The 22,880-nt window shown below is 69.8% G+C and carries 1 protein-coding gene (running past one end of the window); it reads left to right on the top strand.

Going from position 1 to position 22,880, the window contains the following annotated elements:
• Positions 1-316 precede the first annotated feature (316 nt).
• On the top strand, positions 317-22,880 hold the 5' portion of the coding sequence (locus NA3_RS18655; protein WP_062964994.1) for a non-ribosomal peptide synthetase. Its footprint extends 21,305 nt past the window's final position; only the first 22,564 of its 43,869 coding nucleotides appear in the window; the start codon lies at positions 317-319; its stop codon lies beyond the right edge, outside the window.

The raw sequence follows: 22,880 nt of genomic DNA, 5'->3' as shown, positions 1-22,880 counted from the left end.
AGGTGGCGGGGACAACGCAGTGCAGTGGTGATGTCGGAGCGCTATCGCCCTTCTTGGCTCATTGTCGGTACCTGGCGGTAGATTGGTTCGGTGTTCATCAGCGAATCTCGAAACGAGGCCGATCCGTGGCCGGTGGGTGTGGTCGGGCCCATGTAACAAGATCGGCCCGACGGACGGATAGGTCCTATGAACATTTTTGTCTGATTGCAATCGAAGTGAGCCCCGAATGCCGGACGCCACGCTCTGATGAGGTGAGCGTCGGCATCGGTGTGCCATCGGGGAGCGCTGCGTGGCGTTCCGGAAGCGAGGTTACGGGTTGGACCGGCTGGATTTCGGCGGAAACGGCGAAGCTGGCGGCGAGGTAACGCCCGCGGCAGTCTCGGGGGATCACCTGTTCCCGCTGTCGCCGGCGCAACTCGGAATCTGGTATGCCCAGCACCTGGACCCTCAGGTGCCGATCACGATCGCCCAGTACGTCGACCTGGACGGCGACGTCGACGTCGAGGTGCTCTCGCGCGCCAGCCTGGATGCGTCCCACGAGCTGGGTTCCGGTTTCGTGCGCATCGTCGAACGTGACGGTGAGCCGCTGCAGTACGTCGATCACACCCTCGGCGACACCGACGGCGTCGAGCACGTCGATCTGCGCGATGCCGCGGATCCGGAAGCCGCCGCGCACGAGTGGATGCGCGCCGACTACGGCCGCCCGCTGAACATCATCACCGACCGCCTGGTCCGCTCGGCCGCGCTGCAGCTCACCGACACTCGCTGGTTCTGGTACTCGCGTGCCCATCACATCGTGCTCGACGGCTTCGGCGCGGTGAACCAGGTCAACCGGATCGCCGAGCGCTACACCGCTTACAGCAACGGTGTCGAGCCCGCCGCGCTGAAGGCCTCCGACCTGCGCGACCTGGTCGAATCCGAATTCGCCTACCGCGACAGCACCCGTTTCGAGAGCGATAAGCAGTACTGGGCCGAGCGCGTGGCCGGTCTGGAGGAGGGCACGAGCCTCACCGGCCGCAATGCCCCCCCGGCTCCGCTGAACGACGTGGTCGGCGCCGCTCTGTCCGACGAACGCAACGACCTGCTCGCCGAAGCCGTCCGCCGCCACGACTCCTCGCCGGCCGCCCTGCTCATCGCGGGTTTCGCCGCCTACCTGGCGCAGTGGACCGACGCCGAGGACGTCATTCTGAGCCTTCCGGTCACCGCCCGCACCACCGCGGTGATGCGGCGGTCCGGCGGCGCCACCTCGAACATCGTCCCGCTGCGCCTGCACGTCGGCCACGAGACCACCGTCACCGAACTGCTGAAGTCGGTGCAGGTGGAGGTGTCGGGTGCGCTGCGTCACCAGCGGTACCGGCACGAGGACATCCGCCGCGACAGTGCGGCCGCGAGCCTGGAATCCGGCAGCGGCGACGGGGTGGTGACCAAGGAGTTCTTCGGTCCCTGGGTCAACATCATGTTGTTCCAGGACGAGCTGGTACTCGGCAGCACGCCGGGCCGCTTGCATGTGCTCTCCACCGGTTCCATCGAGGATCTCGGCGTCAACTTCTATCAGACCGAGGGCGGCGCGCGGTCCCGGATCGATTTCGAGACCAACCCGAACCTCTACACCGAAGATGAAGCGCGCCACCATCATTCGCGCTTCCTCGAGTTCTTCGACCGGTTCCTGCAGGCGGAGGCGCAGGAGCGGCTGTGGGGTCTGCCGATCACCACGGCCGCCGAACGGGCCGCCACCGTCACCGGCTGGAATCGCTCCGCCCACGAGGTGCCGACCACCACGCTGCCGGCCCTGCTGGACGCCGCGATCGCGCGCACGCCCGAGCGGACCGCCCTCGACTTCCAGGGGCAGACGCTGACCTACGCCGAATTCGGCGCCCGGGTCAACCGCCTGGCGCGGACGCTCATCGCCGATGGCGTCGGCCCGGAATCGCTGGTCGCCCTGGGCATGCGGCGGTCGCTGGATCTGGTCGTCGGCATGCACGCGGTGCTGAAGGCCGGTGGCGCGTACGTGCCGATCGATCCGGATCATCCGGCCGAGCGCACCGCCTACATTCTCGACAGCGCCGGCCCGGTGTGCGTGCTGACCAGCTCCGCCGACGAGGTGGACCTGCCGGATTCGGTGCGCCGGGTGCAGATCGACACGCTCGACACCACCGGTGTGTCCGATGCGCCGATCACCGACGCCGACCGGCTCGCGCCGCTGCGCTCGGACAACACCGCCTACGTCATCTACACCTCCGGTTCGACCGGACGGCCCAAGGGCGTCGCGGTCACCCACCACGCCATCGTCAACCAGCAGCTGTGGATGCTGCACGAATACGGCCTGACCGAGGCCGACGTCTATCTGCAGAAGACCGCCACCACCTTCGACGTCTCGCTGTGGGGCTACTTCCTGCCGCTGATGGTCGGCGCGAAACTGGTGGTCGCCGATCCGGACGGGCATCGTGATCCGGTCTACGTCGCGCAGATGATCGAACGGCACGCGGTGACCGTCACCGACTTCGTGCCGTCGATGCTGACCGTCTTCGCCTCGCACGCCACCGCGGGCCAATGTGATTCGCTGCGTGCGGTTTTCGTCATCGGTGAGGCGCTGCCGCCGGAGACGGCCGCGATGTTCCGGGCGATCAACCCGGACGCCGGCCTGCACAACCTCTACGGTCCCACCGAGGCCGCGGTCTCGGTGACCTACTGGAAGGCCACCGCCGCCGACACCACGACGGTCCCGATCGGTATCCCGGAATGGAACGTCGATGTCTACGTGCTGGATTCGCGGTTGCGTCCGGCCGCGATCGGCGCCCCGGGTGAGCTGTATCTGGGTGGGCGGCAGCTGGCGCGCGGCTACCGCGGCCGGCCCGATCTGACCTCGGATCGCTTCGTCGCCAACCCGTTCGGGACCACCGGCGAGCGGATGTACCGCACCGGTGACCTGGTGCGCTGGGGCCGTCGCCCCGACGGGACCGGTGTGCTCGAGTACATCGGCCGCACCGACTTCCAGGTCAAGTTCCGCGGCCAGCGCATCGAACTCGGCGAGATCGAAACCGATCTGCTCGCCCATCCTGCGGTCAGCCAGGCCGTCGTACTGGTGGTCGACACCGCGACCGGTCAGCAGCTGGTGGCGTATGTCGTTCCGGCGCCGGGGTATTCGATCGATTCGGCGGATCTCACCCGGTTCGTGGCCGAGAAGCTGCCCAGCTACATGGTGCCCGCCGCGATCATGGTGCTGGACGCGTTCCCGCTCAACACCTCCGGCAAGCTGGATCGAAAAGCGCTGCCCGAACCGGTCTTCGCCGCAGATGCGACCGGGTACCGCGCCCCGCGCACGCAGGCCGAGGAGATCGTCGCCGGCGTCTTCGCCGACGTACTGAGCCAGCCCCGGGTCGGCGTGGACGACAACTTCTTCGACCTCGGCGGTAACTCGCTGGTCGCGACTCAGGTCGTCGCGCGGATCTCCGCCGCGTTCGGCGTGCAGCTGGGTGTGCGCGCACTGTTCGAGACGCCCACCGTGGCGGGTATCGCGGCCCGGGCCGAGGCCGCGGCCGAACACGGTGCCGACGGCGAATTCGCGGCGCGCCCGCCGCTGGTAGCGCAGCATCGCCCGGACCGGGTGCCGCTCTCGCTGGCACAGCAGCGGATGTGGTTCATCAACCAGTTCGATCCCGCGGCGCCCACCTACAACCTGCCGTTCGTGGTGCGGCTGCGCGGCACCGTCGACATCGACGCGCTGCAGACCGCGCTGCGTGACGTGGTGGAGCGGCAGGAATCGCTGCGCACCATCTTCCCCGAGTCCGGCGCCGGCGGGTACCAGTTCGTCATCCCGGCCGAACAGGTCGACCTGGGTATCGCGGTGGAGCCGATCGACGCGGCGGATCTGCACGACGCGCTGGCGGCATTCGCGTCCGCCGGATTCGACGTGTCCCGGGAACTGCCGATCCGGGTGCGGATCTTCGAGATCACCGGGGACCGCGGCAATGGCACGCGCGATTTCGCGGTGGCCTTCGTCGTGCACCACATCGCCGCGGACGGATTCTCCTTCGGTCCACTGGCCCGCGACGTCGCGGCCGCCTATCTGGCGCGTGCGGCCGGTTCGGCCCCCGCCTGGTCACCGCTGCCGGTCCAGTACCAGGACTACAGCCTCTGGCAGCGGGAGCTGCTCGGTTCGGAGTCCGATCCGGATTCCATCGCGGCCCGCGAAATCGGGTATTGGCGGCAGGCTCTGGCCGGTCTGCCGGATCAGCTGGAATTGCCCGCCGATCGCCCGCGGCCGCCGGTGCAGAGCTTCCGCGGCCGCCGGGTCGATTTCGCCATCGATGCCGACTTGCATGCGCAGTTGGTCGAACTGGCACGTGCCCACGGTGTCAGCCTCTTCATGGTCATGCACGCCTCGTTGGCCGTGCTCCTGGCCCGGTTGTCCGGTACCAGCGATATCGCTGTCGGCACGCCGGTCGCGGGCCGCGGTGAACAGGCGCTCGACGACCTGATCGGCATGTTCGTCAACACGCTGGTGCTGCGCTCCGAGGTCGAGGGCAGCATGGCGTTCAGCGAATTCCTGGCTCAAACCCGGGAAGTCGACCTCGCCGGTTTCGCGCACGTCAACGTGCCGTTCGAACGTCTGGTCGAGGTGCTGAACCCGACCCGCTCGCAGGCGCGGCATCCATTGTTCCAGGTGATGCTGTCGTTCCAGGAGATGTCGCACGCCACGCTGGAACTGCCCGGATTGTCGGTGACCGCCGACGAACTGGATGTCGACATCGCCAAATTCGACCTGCAGTGGACCATCACCGAGGAGCGTTCCGGCTCCGGTGCGCCCGCCGGGATGGTGGCGGAGGTCTCCTACGCCACCGACCTGTTCGATGCGCCGACCGTCGCCGAATTCACCGAGCGGTATCTGCGGATCCTGAAATCCGTTGCCGCGCAGCCGGATACGGCAGTGCGCGAGATCGAGCTGCTCGACGAGGCCGAACGTGTCACGGTGCTCTCGGGCTGGAACGAGACCGCGCACGACGTTTCCGCTCCGACCGTGCTCGATCTGTTCGCCGCGCAGGTCCGGCAGCGGCCGGACGAGCTCGCGGTGGTGTTCGACGGCGGCATGCGCGAGGACGGCGGGGAGCAGATCGAGCTCACCTACGCCGAATTCGACGCGCGCGTCAATCGTCTGGCTCGCAAGCTGATCGACGCCGGCGTGGGACCGGAATCACTGGTCGGCGTCGGTATCCGGCGTTCGGTGGACATGCTCGTCGCGATCTACGCGGTGATGACCGCCGGTGGTGGCTATGTCCCCCTCGACCCCGACCATCCGGCCGAACGCACGGAATACGTGCTGGCATCCTCGAACCCGGTCTGCCTGCTGACGACCACCGACGACGGCGTCGGCGCGAGTGGCATTCCGGTGATCGCGGTCGACACCGTCGATCTGGACGACTGTTCGCCGGCCCCGGTGGGCGATGCCGATCGGCTCGCCCCGCTGCGGCCGAGCAATACCGCCTACGTGCTCTACACCTCCGGGTCCACGGGGCGTCCCAAGGGTGTCGCGGTCGCCCATGCCGCTGTGGTGAACCAGATCGCCTGGATCACCGCGCAATACCGCATGGGTCCGGCCGATGTGGTGTTGCAGAAGACCCCGGTGACCTTCGACGTGTCGGTCTGGGAGTTGTTCGGCACGCTGGCGGTCGGTGCGCGGATGCTCATCGCGGCGCCGGACGGGCATCGCGATCCGATGTATCTGTCGGAGATCATCGGCCGCCATCGCGTCACGATGACGTCGTTCGTGCCGTCGATGCTGTCGGTCTTCGTCGGTGCCGCGGTTGCGGCCGAATGTGCCTCGCTGCGTGCCGTTCTGGTCGCCGGTGAGGCGCTGCCGCCGGCGACGGTGACCGCGTTCCGGCAGTTCTCCACCGCCGCGCTGCACAACCTGTACGGCCCGACCGAATTCACCGTGCACGCGACCGCCTGGCACCTGGACACCGTCGCCCCCGCCACGGTGCCCATCGGCCGCCCGGTGTGGAACACCCGTGCCTACGTCCTCGACCAGGGTCTGTCTCCCGTTCCGGTCGGGGTGCCCGGTGAGCTGTACCTCGGCGGGGTGCAGGTCGCGCGCGGTTATCACGGCCGCCCCGACCTGACCGCCGATCGATTCGTCGCCGACCCGTTCGGCCCGCCCGGATCACGGCTGTACCGCACCGGTGACCTGGTCCGCTGGACCGAACCGGCCGCACCCGAGGTCGGCCGCGCGGGCGTGCTGGAATACATCGGCCGCACCGACTTCCAGGTGAAGTTCCGCGGTCAGCGCATCGAACTCGGGGAGATCGAGGCCGCGCTCACCGAGCATCCGGCCGTCAATCAGGCCGTGGTGCTCGTGCTCGACACGGTCGCCGGTGATCAGCTCGTCGGCTACGCGGTCACCCCGGCCGGGCCGGTCGACATCGACAACATCAAGGCGTCGCTGCACCGGCGACTGCCGGCGTACATGGTGCCCTCGGCGATCGTGGTGCTCGACGCGCTGCCGCTGAACCCGTCCGGCAAGCTGGACCGCAAAGCGCTGCCCGCGCCGGTGTTCGAGGTGCGCGAATTCCGCACTCCGGCAACGCCGATCGAGGAGATCGTCGCCCAGACCTTCGGCGAGGTTCTGGGCGTGGCCCGGGTCGGCGCGGACGACGACTTCTTCGACCTCGGCGGCAATTCGCTGATCGCCACCCAGGTGGCCTCGCGCCTGGGCAACGCGCTCGACACTCGCGTCCCGGTGCGCATGCTGTTCGAGGCGAGCACCGTGGCCGCACTGGCCGCGCGAGTGGAATCGCATGCGGGCGACGGTGCGCGCAAGTCGCTGGTCGCTCGGGAACGCCCCGAACAGGTGCCGTTGTCGCTCGCACAGCAGCGGCTGTGGTTCCTCAACCGCTACGACACCTCCTCGGCGGTCAACAACATCCCGGTCGCCATGCGGCTGACGGGTGAATTGGACGTGGCCGCCCTGCAGGTCGCCGTCATCGACGTCATCGACCGCCACGAATCGCTGCGCACGGTGTTCCCGGAGACCGGCAGTGCGCCGGTGCAGGTGGTGCTCGACGCCGCGCAGATCGTGCCGGACTTGACCCCGGTGCCGGTGACCGAGCACAACCTGATCGACCACCTGGTCGAACTGGCCTCCATGTCGTTCGACGTGACCAACGAAGTGCCGTTGCACGCCCGGCTCTTCGAGATCAGCGAGACCGAGTACGTGCTCGGCATGGTGGTGCACCACATCTCCGCCGACGGCTGGTCGATGCACCCGCTGGCCCGCGACGTGATGGTCGCCTACGCCGCGCGCACCAACTGGGAGCAGCCGGCCTGGACCGAACTCCCGGTGCAGTACGCCGACTACGCGCTGTGGCAGCGCGAGGTGCTGGGCTCCGAGGACGATCCGAACTCGTTGATCTCCAGCCAGATTCGGTACTGGACCCGCGAACTCGCCGATCTGCCCGACGAACTGGTGCTGCCCGCCGACCGGCCGCGTCCGGCGGTGGCGACGTATCGCGGTGGCACGTATTCGTTCGTCATCTCGCCCGAGACCCAGCGGCGACTGGCCGACCTCGGCCGCAGATACAACGCCTCGCCGTTCATGGTGGTGCACGGCGCGCTGGCGGTCCTGCTGGCGCGGCTGTCGGGAACCTCCGATATCGCGATCGGCACCCCGGTCGCCGGTCGCGGTGAGGCCGCGCTCGACGATCTGATCGGCATGTTCGTCAACACGCTGGTGTTGCGCACGAACGTCGACGGCGCCATGACCTTCGCCGAACTGCTGGCCCAGGCTCGCAATACCGATCTGCAGGCCTTCGCGCATGCCGACGTGCCCTTCGAGCGGCTGGTCGAGGTGCTCAACCCGGCCCGTTCGCAGGCCCGGCATCCGCTGTTCCAGGTGATGCTGGCCTTCCAGAACATCCGCCACGCCAGCCTGGAGCTGCCGGGCCTGTCGGTCAACGGCATCGACTACGACGCCCGGCTGGCGAAATTCGACCTCCAGTTGACTCTGCAGGAGGCGCCGGACGCCGAGGGCGCGGCGGCGGGTATGTCCGCCGAATTCTCTTATGCGCTGGACCTTTTCGACGAGCCGACGATCGCCGGATTCGCCAAGCGGCTGGACCGGGTGCTGGCCGCGGTGGTGGCCGACCCGGACCGCCCCATCGGCGACATCCCGCTGATCGACGCGCTCGAGGCCGACCGGGAACTGCGCGAGTGGAACTACACCTCGCGCGAGATCGGTTCCGCGACACTGCTTCCCGAGCTGTTCGCCGAGGCCGCCCGCACCCACGCGGATGCGGTCGCGGTGGTGGATCGCGAGGCCGGCGAGAGCCTGACCTACGCCGAATTCGCTTCCCGCGTGCGCCGGTTGGCGCGGCGGCTGGTCGAGGCGGGCGTGGGCCCCGAGGCGCGGGTGGCGCTGGGACTGCGGCGCTCGACGGACCTGGTGGTCGCCACGTACGCGGTGCTCGAGGCAGGTGGCAGCTATGTGCCGCTGGACCTCGATCAGCCCGCCGACCGCATCGGCTACGTCCTCGGCACCGCCGAACCGGTCTGCGTGCTGACCACCTCGGCGAACGCGGGCGACCTCGAGGCCGGTGACCGCACGGTCCTGTGCCTGGACGAGCTGGACCTCGCGAACTACTCCGGCGAGCCGCTGACCGATGCGGATCGTCTCGCCCCGCTGCGTCCGTCGCATCCGGCGTACACGATCTTCACCTCCGGGTCGACCGGCCGCCCGAAGGGCGTGACCGTCCCGCATTCCGCGGTGGTGAACCAGATTCGCTGGATCACCGGCGAATACGGCATCGGCGCCGACGATGTGGTGTTGTTCAAGACGCCCGCCACTTTCGACGTCTCGGTGTGGGAATTGTTCGCACCGCTGTCGGTCGGTGGCCGGATGGTCGTGGCCACCCCCGACGGGCATCGCGATCCGCGCTATCTCGCCGATGTGATCGCCGCCGAGCAGGTCACCATGACCTCGTTCGTGCCCTCGATGCTCACCGTCTTCTCCGGTGCGGTCGACAGTTCCGCACTGGCGTCGCTGCGGGCGCTGTTCGTCGCCGGTGAGGCCTTCACCTCCGATGCCGTCGAGGCGTTCCGCCGGGTCGGCACGGCACGGCTGTACAACCTGTACGGCCCCACCGAATTCACCGTGCACGCCACCCACGCCGCGGTGGCCGACGACGTCCGCGGCGCGGTGCCGATCGGTCTGCCGGTGTGGAACGCGCAGGCCTATGTGCTGGACGCGCGGCTGCATCCGGTGCCCCCGGGTGTCGCGGGTGAGCTGTATCTCGCCGGCGATCAGCTGGCGCGCGGTTATCTCGGCCGGGCCGACCTGACCGCCGACCGCTTCGTCGCGAATCCGTTCGCCGACTATGGTTCCCGGATGTACCGCACCGGTGACCTGGTGCGCCGCGGCGCCGACGGCGCGATCGTGTACCTGGGCCGCACCGACTTCCAGGTGAAGGTGCGCGGTCTGCGCATCGAGCTCGGGGAGATCGAATCCGCCCTCGTCGCACACGAATCCGTGGCCCAGGCGGTCGCGGTGGTGCGTTCGGACGCGCGTCTGGGCGATCAGCTCGTCGCCTATGTGGTGCCGGCCGCCGGTGTGGTGGATCCGGAAGTGCTGCGCGCACATCTGGCGCAGTTGCTGCCGTCGTACATGATTCCGGGCGCGATCGTCACGCTGGACGCGATGCCGCTGAATCCGAACGGCAAACTGGACCGGCGCGCGCTGCCGGAGCCGGTGTTCGCGGCCCGCGAATTCCGGGCGCCGTCCACGCCGGTCGAGGAGATCGTCGCGGCGACCTTCGCCGACGTACTCGGCCTGGACACCGGCGAGCGTCCGGTCGGTGTGGACGACGACTTCTTCGATCTGGGCGGCAACTCGCTGATCGCCACCCAGGTGGTGGCGCGGCTGAGCGCGGCGCTGGACACCGAGGTCGGCGTGCGCACGGTCTTCGAGGCGCCGACCGTGGCCGGACTGGCCGCGCGGGTCGAATCCCAGGTGGGATCCGGTGTGCGCCAGGCGCTGACGCCCCGCACGCGACCGGAGTTCCCGCCGCTGTCGCTGGCACAGCAGCGGATGTGGTTCCTCAACCGCTTCGACACCGATTCGGCGACCAACAACATCCCGGCCGCGGTGCGGCTGACCGGCGAACTCGATATCGAGGCGCTGCGTACCGCGATCGCGGACGTGGTGGCCCGCCACGAATCGCTGCGCACCATCTATCCCTCGCACGAGGGCCGGGCCTACCAGCAGATCCTGCCCGCGACGCGGGCCGTGCCCGACCTCGACGTGGTCGATACGACCGAGGCGGATCTGCTCGACGCGCTGACCGAGTTCGTCGGCCGCGGTTTCGATGTGACCGCGGTCCCGCCGACCCGGTTGCGGCTGTATCGCCTCGGCGAGGCCGACCATGTGCTGGTCGTGGTGGTCCACCACATCGCCACCGACGGATTCTCGATGACGCCGCTGGTACGCGATCTGATGACCGCCTACCTGTCCCGCACCGCGGGATCGGAGCCCGGCTGGGCGCCGCTGCCCGTGCAGTACGCGGATTACGCACTGTGGCAACGGGAATCGCTGGGTTCGGAGGACGATCCGCGCTCGGTCATCTCCGAGCAACTCGGGTACTGGCACAACGCGCTCAACGGCCTGCCCGACGAACTGCGGCTGTCGACCCGTCCCCGGCCGGCCGTCGCCACCTACCAGGCCGGGACCTACCGCTTCCGGGTGCCGGGTGAACTCGTCGACGGGCTGAGCCGGGTCGCCCAGGGACAGCAGAGCACGCTGTTCATGGTGGTGCACGGCGCCTTCGCCGCGCTGCTGGCGCGGTTGAGCGGCACCGACGACATCGCCGTGGGTATTCCGGTCGCCGGCCGCGGTGAGCGAGCCCTCGACGACCTGGTCGGCATGTTCGTCAACACCCTGGTCCTGCGCGCGCAGGTCGACCCGGGCGCGCGGTTCACCGAACTGCTGGCCCAGGTCCGTGAGCGCGACCTGTCGGCATTCGCCCATGCCGACGTGCCGTTCGAGCGGCTGGTCGAGGTGCTCAACCCGGCCCGCTCGCAGGCGCGGCACCCGCTGTTCCAGGTGATGCTGTCGTTCCAGAATCTCGGCCGCACTGCCCTGGAACTGCCCGGACTGACCGTCGCCGAACTCGGCATCGACGCGCAGACGGCGAAATTCGACCTGCAGCTGACCTTGAGCGAGGGGCCGGTCGGCGCCGGCGGTACCGGTGCGGACGCCGCGATGGACGCCGAGCTGGTCTTCGCGACCGATCTGTTCGACGAGGTGTTCGCCGAATCGTTCTCCCGACGCTTCCTGCGCGTGCTGCAGGCCGTGGCCGCCGATCCGTCGGTCGCCGTGGGCGCGCTGCCGATTCTCGACGCCACCGAACACGCTCTGGTGCTGCGGCATTGGAACGACACCGAATTCCCCATCGACGCCGCGCTGCCGACGGTGTCCGACGATGCCGCCGCGACGCTGGTCTCGCTGTTCGAGGCCCAGGTCGCGCGGACACCGGACGCGACCGCGGTGATCTTCGAGGGGACGAGTCTGTCCTACGCCGAGTTCGCCGCCCGTGTGCGCCGGCTCGCCCGCTGGCTCGTCGACCAGGGTGTCGGACCCGAGTCGCTGGTGGCCCTGGGGATGCGGCGGTCGATCGATCTGGTGGTCGGCATGTACGCCGTGGCCGCCGCCGGTGGCGCCTACGTGCCGCTGGATCCGGATCATCCGGCCGAGCGCACCGACTACATCCTCGACACCGCACGCCCGGTCTGCGTCTTGACCTCCGGTGCCGGTCTGCGTGAAAACGTTTCCACCGCAAGCGATATCGCGCCCGAGGTGCGTATCGATCGGCTCGAGCTGTCCGGATATTCGGACGCGCCGCTCACCGATGCCGACCGGACCGCGCCGCTGCGTCCGGGCAACACCGCCTACGTGATCTTCACCTCGGGTTCCACCGGCCGCCCGAAGGGTGTGGCCGTTCCGCACACCGCGATCGTGAACCGCCTGGTGTGGATGCACGCCCAGTACGGCCTGGCCGCCGACGATGTGGTGCTGCAGAAGACCCCGGCCACCTTCGACGTGTCGGTGTGGGAGTTCTTCTGGCCCCTGCAGGTCGGCGCGCGCCTGGTGGTGGCACGACCGGACGGTCATCGCGATCCGGCCTATCTGGCCGAGGTCATCGTGCGCGAGGGGGTGACGGTCACCCACTTCGTGCCGTCCATGCTCGCGGTCTTCGTCGGCGAGCCGGCCGCGGCCCGATGCACCGGTCTGCGCAACGTCTTCGCCTCGGGTGAGGCGCTGCCCGGCACCACAGCGCAGCAGCTGCGCCGCCTGACGGGCGCGCGCCTGCACAACCTGTACGGACCGACCGAGGCCGCGGTCGACGTCACCTATCACGAGGTCGTCGACGCGGACGTGGCGTCGGTGCCGATCGGTGCGCCGGTGTTCAACACCCAGGTCTACGTGCTGGACGCGCGGCTGCAGCCGGTTCCGGTGGGTGTCGCGGGTGAGCTGTATCTGGCGGGCGCCCAGCTGGCCCGCGGATATGTGGCCCGGCCGGACCTGTCCGCGGACCGCTTCGTGGCCAACCCGTTCGGCGACGGTGAGCGGATGTACCGCACAGGCGACCTGGTGGTCTGGACCGAGGCCGGTGAGCTCGAATACCTGGGCCGCACCGACTTCCAGGTGAAGGTGCGCGGCCTGCGCATCGAGCTCGGTGAGATCGAATCCGCGCTGACCGCCGTCGCTTCGGTGGGTCAGGCCGTGGTGGTGGTGCGCTCCGACGATCGCACCGGCGATCAGCTGGTCGCGTACCTGATCGCCGCACCGGGCGCCGAGATCGCGGTGGACGCCGTGAAATCCGCGCTGGCGGAACAACTTCCGGCGTACATGGTGCCCGCGGCCTTCGTGGTGCTCCACAGCTTCCCGCTCAACGCCTCCGGCAAGCTGGATCGTAGGGCGCTGCCGGCGCCGACGTTCGCGGCCAAGGTGTTCCGCGCGCCCAGCACCTCGGTGGAGCAGTCCGTCGCCGATGTGATCGCCGAGATCCTCGGCCTGGACCGGGTGGGCCTGGACGACGACTTCTTCGAACTGGGCGGCAACTCGCTGCTGGCCACCCAGGTCGCGGCCCGGCTGGGCGCGGCGCTCGACACCGAGGTCGGGGTCCGCACCCTGTTCGAGGCCTCCACGGTGGCGGCCCTGGCCGCGCGCCTGGAAACCCAAGTGGGACAAGGCGGCCGGCTCGCGCTGACCGCGCAGCCGCGGCCCGAGCCCGTCGCGCTGCCCGACGGTGAGACCGCACAGCTGGTGCCGCTCTCGCCGGCCCAGCAGCGGATGTGGTTCCTCAACCGGTTCGACAACCGCACCGCGGTCAACAACATTCCGGTCGCGATCCGGCTGAGCGGTGCGCTGGACCGCGAGGCCTTCGCCGCGGCCGTGCGCGACGTGGTCGCGCGGCACGAATCGCTGCGCACCGTGTACCCGGAGGTGGCCGGTGACGGCTTCCAGCGGGTGCTGCCCCCGCACGCCGCCGGTGTCGAACTCGCCACCGAATCGGTGGACGCCGGCGAACTGCCCTCGCGCGTCGCGGAATTGGTCAACGTCTTCTTCGATGTGACCGCCGAGGTCCCGTTCCGGGCCACCCTGCTCGAGCTCGGTCCGCGCGAGCATGTGCTCGTGCTGGTCATGCACCACATCGCCGGGGACGGCTTCTCGCTGCGCCCGCTGCTGCGCGATGTGGTGGCCGCCTACTCCGAGCGCTCGCGCGGGGAGTCCCCGCAGTGGGCGCCGCTGCCGGTGCAGTACGCCGACTACGCGCTGTGGCAGCGCGAGGTGCTCGGCGCCGAGGACGATCCGGAATCGGTCGCCGCCCGCCAGATCGCCTACTGGACCGAGCAATTGCGCGATCTGCCCGAGCAGATCGAACTGCCGGCCGATCGCCCGCGCCCGGAGATCGCCACCAATGCCGGTGCGACACACGAATTCTCGATCGACGCCGACCTGCACGCGCGGCTCACCGAGTACGCGCGCGCCCACGGCGTGACGCTGTTCATGCTGATGCACGCGGCCCTGGCCACCTGGGCGGCGCGGTTGTCGGGTAGTACCGACATCGCCATCGGCACGCCGATCGCGGGCCGCGGTGAACGCGCGCTCGACGATCTGATCGGCATGTTCGTCAACACGCTGGTACTGCGCACTCCGGTGCGCCCGGATGCGACGTTCGCCGAACTGCTCACCGAGGTGCGCCGGACCGACCTGGCGGCCTTCGCCAACGCCGACGTGCCGTTCGAGCGGCTGGTGGACGTGCTCAGCCCGGTGCGTTCCCAGGCGCATCATCCGCTGTTCCAGGTGGCGTTGACCTTCGAGGCCACCGGACAGCGCGACGCCACCACGGCCGCCCTGCCCGGCCTGGATCTCGAGGTTGTCGACGCCGATCCGGGAATGGCGAAATTCGACATCCAGCTGACCGTCGGCGATGCCGCCGACGGCGCCGGGCTGGCGCTGTCGTGGACCTACGCCACCGATCTGTTCGATCCGGAGACCGTCGCCGCCTTCTCCGACCGCCTGCTGCGGATCCTGCGCAGCGTCACCGAGGGCAGCGTCGCCGAGGACGCCACCACGGTGGTGGGCGATATCGATCTGCTCGGTGAGGGCGAACGCCTGGACGTCTCGCAGCGCTGGGTCTCCGCCGGTGCGGACGGTGGCACCGGACGGTTCGCGGACCGGGCCGTGACGCTGTCGGATCTGTTCGACGCAGCGGTCGCCGAGCACGGCGACCGGGTGGCGGCGAAGTTCGGCGCCGATCAGCTGACCTACGCGGAACTGGATCGGCGCGCGAACCAGTTGGCGCGCAGGCTGATCGCCGACGGCGCGGGCCCGGAGACACTGGTCGCGGTGGTGCTGCCGCGCTCGCTGGATCTGGTCGTGGCCCTGCTGGCGGTCGTGAAGTCCGGCGCGGGTTACGTGCCGATCGATCCGAGCTATCCGGCCGAACGCATCGCCTACGTGCTCGCGGATTCGCGTCCGGCCGGGGTGATCGTGGACGGCGGCACCGAGGTGGAGCTGCCGGCCGGCCTGCCGACCGTGCTGATGGACGGATTCGGCGCGGAGACACCGGAATTGGTGGACGCGGGCGAGGGCCCGATCACCGATGCCGATCGCAACGCACCCCTGTCGGCGAGCAATATCGCCTACGTCATCTACACCTCCGGCTCGACCGGCCGCCCCAAGGGTGTGGCGGTCGCGCACCGCAACGTCGTGCGGCTGTTCGCCAATACCGATCGCGAATTCGGCTTCGGCGCCGACGACGTGTGGACGATGTTCCACTCCTTCGCCTTCGACTTCTCGGTGTGGGAGATCTGGGGCCCGCTGCTGTTCGGCGGCACCCTGGTCGTGGTCGACTACTACACCTCGCGCTCGCCCGAGCAGTTCCTGGAACTGCTGCGTCGCGAGCGGGTGACAGTGCTCAATCAGACCCCGTCGGCGTTCTATCAGCTGGCCGAGGCCGATCGCCTGGCCGGTGGGCAGCCGCTGGCCCTGCGCTACGTGGTCTTCGGCGGTGAGGCGCTCGAGCTGCGCCGGCTCGCGGACTGGGTGGCCCGCCACGGCGACACCGCGCCTCGACTGGTCAACATGTACGGCATCACCGAGACCACGGTGCACGTCTCGCACCGGGTGCTCGATGCCGGAACCATCGCGGCGGCAACGGGTTCGGTGGTCGGCCGGGCCATCGCCGGACTGCGGGTGTACGTCCTCGACGACCGGCTGCATCCGGTTCCGGTCGGCGTCGCCGGCGAAATGTATGTCGCGGGACCGCAATTGGCACGCGGCTACCTGGGCCGTCCGGATCTGACCGCGGCCCGCTTCGTCGCCGATCCGCTGGGTGAGCCCGGAACGCTGCTGTACCGCTCCGGTGACGTGGCGCGCTGGAACCGCTTCGGGGAGCTCGAATATCTGGGCCGCGCCGACGATCAGGTCAAGGTGCGCGGATTCCGCATCGAACTCGGCGAGATCGAGGCCGCGGTGCTGGCGCAGCCGGGGATCGCGCAGGCCGCGGTCGTCGTACGCGAGGATCAGCCGGGCGACCAGCGCATCGTCGCCTATGTGGTGCCCCCGGCCGGTCTGACCGAACCGGCGCTGGACGTCGTGCGCGACGGTGCCGCCGAACGGCTGCCCGCGTACATGGTCCCCTCGGCGTTCGTGGTGCTGGACCGGATCCCGCTGACCGTCAACGGCAAACTGGACCGCCGCGCCCTGCCCGCCCCCGCGGTGCAGTCGCGTGCCTTCCGGGCCGCGGAGACGCCGGTGCAGGAGATCGTGGCCGCGGTCTTCGCCGAGGTGCTCGACGTGGAACGGGCCGGGCTCGACGACGACTTCTTCGAGCTCGGCGGCAACTCGCTCATCGCCACCCGTGTCGTCTCCCGCATCGGGGCGGCGCTGGGCACGACGGTCGGTGTGCGCGCGCTGTTCGAGGCCTCGACCGTGGAGTCGCTGGCCGCACGGCTGGAAACGCATACCGGCGGCGAGGCGCGCCCGCGCCTGATCGCGCGCCCGCGCGTCGCCGCGGAACCGGTGCCGCTGTCGTTCGCGCAGCAGCGCATGTGGTTCCTGAACCAGTACGACACCTCCTCGGCGGCTTACAACCTGCCGCTGGTGGTCCGGCTGTCCGGTGAACTCGACACGGCCGCATTGGAATTGGCCGTCTTCGACGTGGTGCGCCGGCACGAGTCGCTGCGCACCCGTTACCCGGAGCACGGCGGCACGCCGATGCAGCTGGTGGTGCCGGCCGAGCAGATCGTGCTGGATCTGCGCGCCTATCCGGTCTCGGATGCCGATCTGACCACCGCGGTGACCGATTTCGCCTCCGCGGGATTCGATGTCGCCGAACAGGTTCCGCTGCGCGCCCGGCTGTTCCAGGTGCACAGCGACGAACACGTGCTGGTCGTGGTCGTGCACCACATCGCCGCGGACGGGTTCTCGATGACCCCGCTGGCCCGCGACGTGATGACCGCCTACACCGCCCGCACCCAGGGCAGCGCTCCCGGCTGGGCGCCGCTCGATGTGCAGTACGCCGATTTCGCGATCTGGCAGCGCGAGGTGCTGGGCTCGGAGGACGATCCGCAGTCGCTGCTGGCGCGCCAGGTCGACTACTGGCAGCGTTCGCTGTCCGGAATTCCGGACGAGCTCACCCTGCCCGCCGACCGCCCGCGCCCGGCGATCGCCTCGCTGCGCGGCGCCGAACTGCATCGCACCCTGACCCCGGAACTCATCGGCGCGCTGGAAGCTGTTGCGCGCGAACAGGGTTCGTCGCTGTTCATGGTGATGCACGCGGCCCTGGCGGTATTGCTGGGCCACCTGTCGGGCACCGACGACATCGCCGTCGGCACCCCGATCGCCGGTCGCGGTGAGGCGGCGCTCGACGATCTGGTCGGCATGTTCGTCAACACCCTGGTGCTGCGGACCGGCATCGACCCCGACGAGTCGTTCACCGGGCTGCTCGAGCGGGTCCGCCACACCGACCTCGAGGCCTTCGGCAACGCCGACGTGCCGTTCGAGCGGCTGGTGGAACTGCTGGCGCCGGAGCGCTCGCAGGCCCGCAACCCGCTGTTCCAGGTGATGCTGGCCTTCCAGAACCTCGACCGCGCGAGCCTCGAGCTGCCGGGCCTGACCGTCTCCACGGTCGAGCGGGAGGAGAACATCGCCCGCTTCGACCTGCAGTTCACGCTGTCGGAACGGGTCGGCGACGCCGACGGTGCGGCCGCCAACGGCATGGCGCTGAACCTGGTCTACGCCACCGATCTGTTCGACGAGCAGACCGCCTCCGAAATCGCCGATCGCTGGATCCGGGTGCTCCGCGCGGTCGCCGCCGATCCGGGCATCGCGGTCGGCGCGGTCGACATCCTCGAGGCGTCCGAGCGTGCGGACCTGCTCGCGCGCACCGGCGGCCCGGCGGTCGCGGCGTCGACCCTGCCGCAGCTGCTGGCCGAGGCCGCGACCCGCGACCCGCAGGCTCCCGCGGTGATCGCCGACGGGCGCACCCTCACCTATCGCGAACTCGACGAGCGGTCGAACCGCTTGGCGCGCTTGCTGATCGAACGCGGTATCGGCACCGAAGACCTGGTCGCGGTGGCCGTGCCGCGCTCGGCCGAGAGCTACCTGGCCGAATGGGCGGTGACCAAGTCGGGTGCGGCGTTCGTGCCGATCGACCCCGCGTACCCGGCCGACCGCATCGATCACATGGTCACCGATTCGGGTTCACCCATCGGCCTGACCGTGGCCTCGGTGCGCGACGATCTGCCGGAGTCGGTGGACTGGCTGGTTCTCGACGACATCGAACTCGACGGCTACGACGCCGCCGCGATCACCGACGCCGACCGGGTGCGCCCGCTGCGCGTCGAACATCCGGCGTATGTCATCTACACCTCCGGTTCCACCGGTGTGCCCAAGGGCGTGGTGGTCACCCACGCCGGTCTGGCGAACTTCCGCGCCGAACAGAACGAGCGCTACCGGCTCGACTCCGATTCGCGCGCACTGCATTTCGCCTCGCCCAGCTTCGACGCCTCGATTCTGGAGTTCCTGCTCGCCGTCGGTGCGAGCGGTGCGCTGGTCGTGGTGCCGCCGGGCACCTACGGCGGCAGTGAACTCGGTGAGCTGATCGCCCGCGAGGGCGTCACCCACGCCCTCATCACCCCGTCGGTGCTGGCCACCCTCGATCCCGCCGATCTGGCCGGGATGCGGGTCGTCATCGCCGGTGGTGAGGCCGTCACCGCGGAACAGGTCGCCAAGTGGTCGGTGACCCCGGACGGGTCGCCGCGCCGGTTCCACAACGCCTACGGCCCGACCGAGGCGACGATCGCCACCAACATCAGCGATCCGCTGGCCGCGGGCGATCCGGTCACCATCGGCGGTCCGATCCGCGGTATGCAGTCGCTCGTCCTGGACGCCCGGTTGCGGCCGGTTCCGGTGGGTGTCGCGGGTGAGCTGTATCTGTCCGGTGTGCAGCTGGCCCGCGGTTATCACGCGCGGGCGAGCCTGACCGCCGAACGCTTCGTGGCCAACCCCTACGAGCCCGGACAGCGGATGTACCGCACCGGTGACGTGGTGCGGTGGAACCACACCGGTGAGGTCGAATACGTCGGCCGCTCCGACTTCCAGGTCAAGGTGCGCGGATTCCGCATCGAACTGGGCGAGATCGACGCCGCGCTCACCGCGCACGATGCCGTCGATTTCGCGGTGACCGTGGGCCACACCCGCGGCGCGGGCGCCACCTCGCTGGTGTCGTATGTCGTCGCGGTCCCGGGTGCGTCGATCGACGTCGCGGACGTGACGGCGCATCTGGAGCAGCGCCTGCCCGGCTACATGGTGCCGTCCTCGATCATGGTCATCGACCGGGTGCCGCTGACCCCGGCCGGCAAGCTCGATCGCCGGGCGTTGCCGGAGCCGGAGTTCGCCACCGACACCGCCTTCCGCGCACCGCGCACGCCGGTGGAGCAGGCCATCGCCGAGGTGTTCGCCGAGGTGCTGGGCATCGAGCGCGTCGGTATCGACGACTCGTTCTTCGCGCTGGGCGGTGACTCGATCGTCTCCATCCAGCTGGTGTCGCGCGCCAAGGCGCGCGGCGTGGTGTTCAGCCCGCGCGACGTCTTCGAACAGCGCACCGTGTCCGGTCTGGCCGCGGTCGCCGAATCCGCTGCGGGACAGAGTGATTCGGTGCCGGTGCTGGCCGAGCTGCCGGGCGGTGGCGTCGGCACCATGCCGCTGACGCCGGTGGCCCGGTTCATGGTGGAGCGGTCGGGTTCGTTCGGCCGGTTCCATCAGGCGCTGGCCCTGGAACTGCCGATCGGCATCGACCGGGCCGGATTGCTCGCCACCGTCGCCGCGGTCGTGGATCGCCACGACATGCTGCGCGCGCGGCTGCGCCGGCACGCGGGTGCGGAGTGGATCGTGGAGACCGCCGCGCCGGGCACCGTCGATATCGAGTCGCTGCTCGATCACACCGAATTCGACGCCGCCGCAACCGATTCGGAACTGTTCGAGATCGCGACCGCGGCCCTGGACGCGAGCCTGGACCGGCTCGATCCGGAGGCCGGGGTGGTCGTGCGCTTCGCCTGGCTGGAGCCTTCGGCCGCCGACCGCACCGGACGCCTGATCGTGGTCGCCCACCACCTCGTCATCGACGGTGTGTCCTGGCGCATCCTGGTGCCCGACTTCGTCACCGCCTGGGGCCAGCTCTCGGCCGGGCAGACGCCGGAGCTGGCCGCGCCACCGACCAGCATGCGCACCTGGTCGCATGCGCTCGAGCGTGCCGCCGCCGAGCGCGACGACGAACTCGACTGGTGGCATGCGGTCGTCGACGGTCCGGATCCGCTGCTCACCGAGCGGCCGTTCGATCCCACCGTCGACGTGGCCGGGGTCGCCGGCAAGGTCGAGGTCGAGGTCTCGCCCGAAGTGACCAAGGCACTGCTGACCGCGGTGCCGGCGCTCTACCACGGTGGAATCAACGACGGCCTGCTGGCCGCGCTGGTGCTCGCCGTGGCGAAATGGCGGGCCGCGCGCGCCGGTTCGGACGACCGGGCCGACAGTGCGCTCGTGCGACTCGAGGGCCACGGCCGCGAAGAGGATGTCGTGCCGGGCGCGGATCTGTCGCGCACGGTCGGCTGGTTCACCGCGATCTTCCCGGTCCGCTTCGACCTGTCGGGTCTCGACATCGACGCGGCGCTGACCGGAGGCCCGGCGATGGGCCGGGTCGTCAAGGCGGTCAAGGAGCAGCTGCTCGCCGTGCCCGACAAGGGCCTGGGCTACGGCATGCTGCGCTACCTGAACCCGCGCACGGCCGACCGGCTGCCGGAACAGATGCCGGGCCAGGTCAGCTTCAACTACCTGGGCCGCGTCTCCGACAACGCGGTGCCCGAGGCGCTGCGCGGTTTCGGCTGGATTCCGGCACCGGAACTCGGCGAGCTGGCCGGCGACTACGACGCCGATATGCCGGCGATGGCGCCGCTGGACATCAACGCCATCGTGGTCGGCGACCGGCTCACCGCGCGGATCGGCTATCCGACCACGCTCCTCGACGCCGACGCCGTGCGCGAATTCGGCGAGCTGTGGACGCGGGCGCTGGAAGCGGTTGCGCGGCATGCGGAATCGGCCGGTGCGGGTGGGCACACCCCGTCGGACTTCCCGCTGGTGCGCGTCGGCCAGAGCGATATCGACGGCTGGGAACGGCGCTTCGGCGAGATCTCGCAGGTGTGGCCGCTGTCCTCGCTGCAGGCCGGTCTGCTGTTCCACGCCGAACTGGCCGCCGCCTCGGTCGACGTCTACACCGGTCAGGCCGTCCTCGACCTCACCGGCCGCGTCGATCCGGCCCGGTTGCGCAGCGCCGCACAGGCTCTGATCGATCGGTACGAGACGCTGCGCACCGCCTTCGTCACCGACGCGCAGGGCCATCCGGTGCAGGTCGTGCTGGACGGCGTGCGGGCGACCTGGGCCGAACACGACCGCCGCGACACCGGCGAGGCCGCGGATCTGATCGAGGCCGACCGGGTCCGCCGCTTCGACCTGGCCGCGCCGCCGCTGATCCGGTTCACCCTGATCCGGGTGGCCGAGCAGCGCTGGTCGCTGGTCGTCTCGAACCACCACATCCTGCTCGACGGCTGGTCGATGCCGCTGCTCATGCGGGATCTGCTGGTGCTCTACGCCACGCACGCCGACTCCGGCGCGCTGCCCGCGGTGCGCTCCTACCGGCACTTCCTGGAATGGATTGCCCAGCAGGATCATTCGGCCTCGCTGGCGGCGTGGACCGATGCCCTGGCCGGAATCTCCGAGCCGACCCTGCTGGCGCGTCCCGACGCCGGTCGCGAGATCACCGCGCTGTCGGACGAGTACGTCTTCGAACTCGACACCGCGCAGACCGCCCGGCTGACCGAATTCGCCGCGCGCGTCGGCGTCACCGCCAACACGGTGCTGCAGACGGCCTGGGGGATCGTGCTGGGCCGCATGACCGGCCGCGACGACGTGGTGTTCGGCACCACCGTCTCCGGCCGTCCGCCGGAGCTGGCCGGGGTCGAATCCATGGTCGGCCTCTTCATCAACACCGTGCCGGTGCGGGTGCGCCTGGATGCCGCCGAATCCGCCGAGCAGCTGCTCACCCGGGTGCAGGGCGAGCAGGCGGATCTGCTCGACCACCACTACCTCGGCCTGGCCGATATCCAGGACGCGATCGGCATCGGCGGACTGTTCGACACCCTGGTGGTGTTCGAGTCCTATCCGGTGGATGCCGAGGGCATTCAGCGCCAGGCGGCCGATATCGACGGTATGGCGGTGGCCGGACTCGAGGCCACCGACGCCACCCACTATCCGCTGAGCCTGATCGCCTCGCTGGGTTCCACCCTGCGGATCCGGGCCGGGTATCTGCGCGATCTGTTCGACGAGAACGCGGTGCGCCGCATCGCCGACCGGCTGGTGCGGGTGCTCACCACCATCGTGGGCGAGCCCGCGATCGGCGCCGGCGATATCGAACTGCTCGAGCCCGCCGAACGCGAACTCGTGGTGTCGCAATGGAATGCGACCGACCACGAGGTCGACGGCACCGCCACCCTGGTCTCGCTGTTCGAGGAGCAGGTGGAGCGCACCCCCGACGCCACCGCGGTGAGCTTCGAGGGGACAGGTCTGTCCTATGCCGACTTCGCGGCCCGGGTGCACGGGCTGGCCCGCTGGCTGATCGAGCGCGGTGTCGGGCCGGACACCTTCGTGGCACTCGGTATGCGGCGGTCGATCGATCTGGTGGTCGGCATGTACGCGGTGGCCGCCGCCGGTGGCGCCTATGTGCCGCTGGATCCGGATCATCCGGCCGAGCGCACCGAATACATCCTCGCCACCG

The organism is Nocardia africana NBRC 100379 (assembly GCF_001612635.1).
GTDB lineage: Bacteria > Actinomycetota > Actinomycetes > Mycobacteriales > Mycobacteriaceae > Nocardia > Nocardia africana.
The sequence above is the reverse complement of the archived record's forward strand: the minus strand, read 5'-3'. Positions and strand labels throughout refer to the sequence as shown.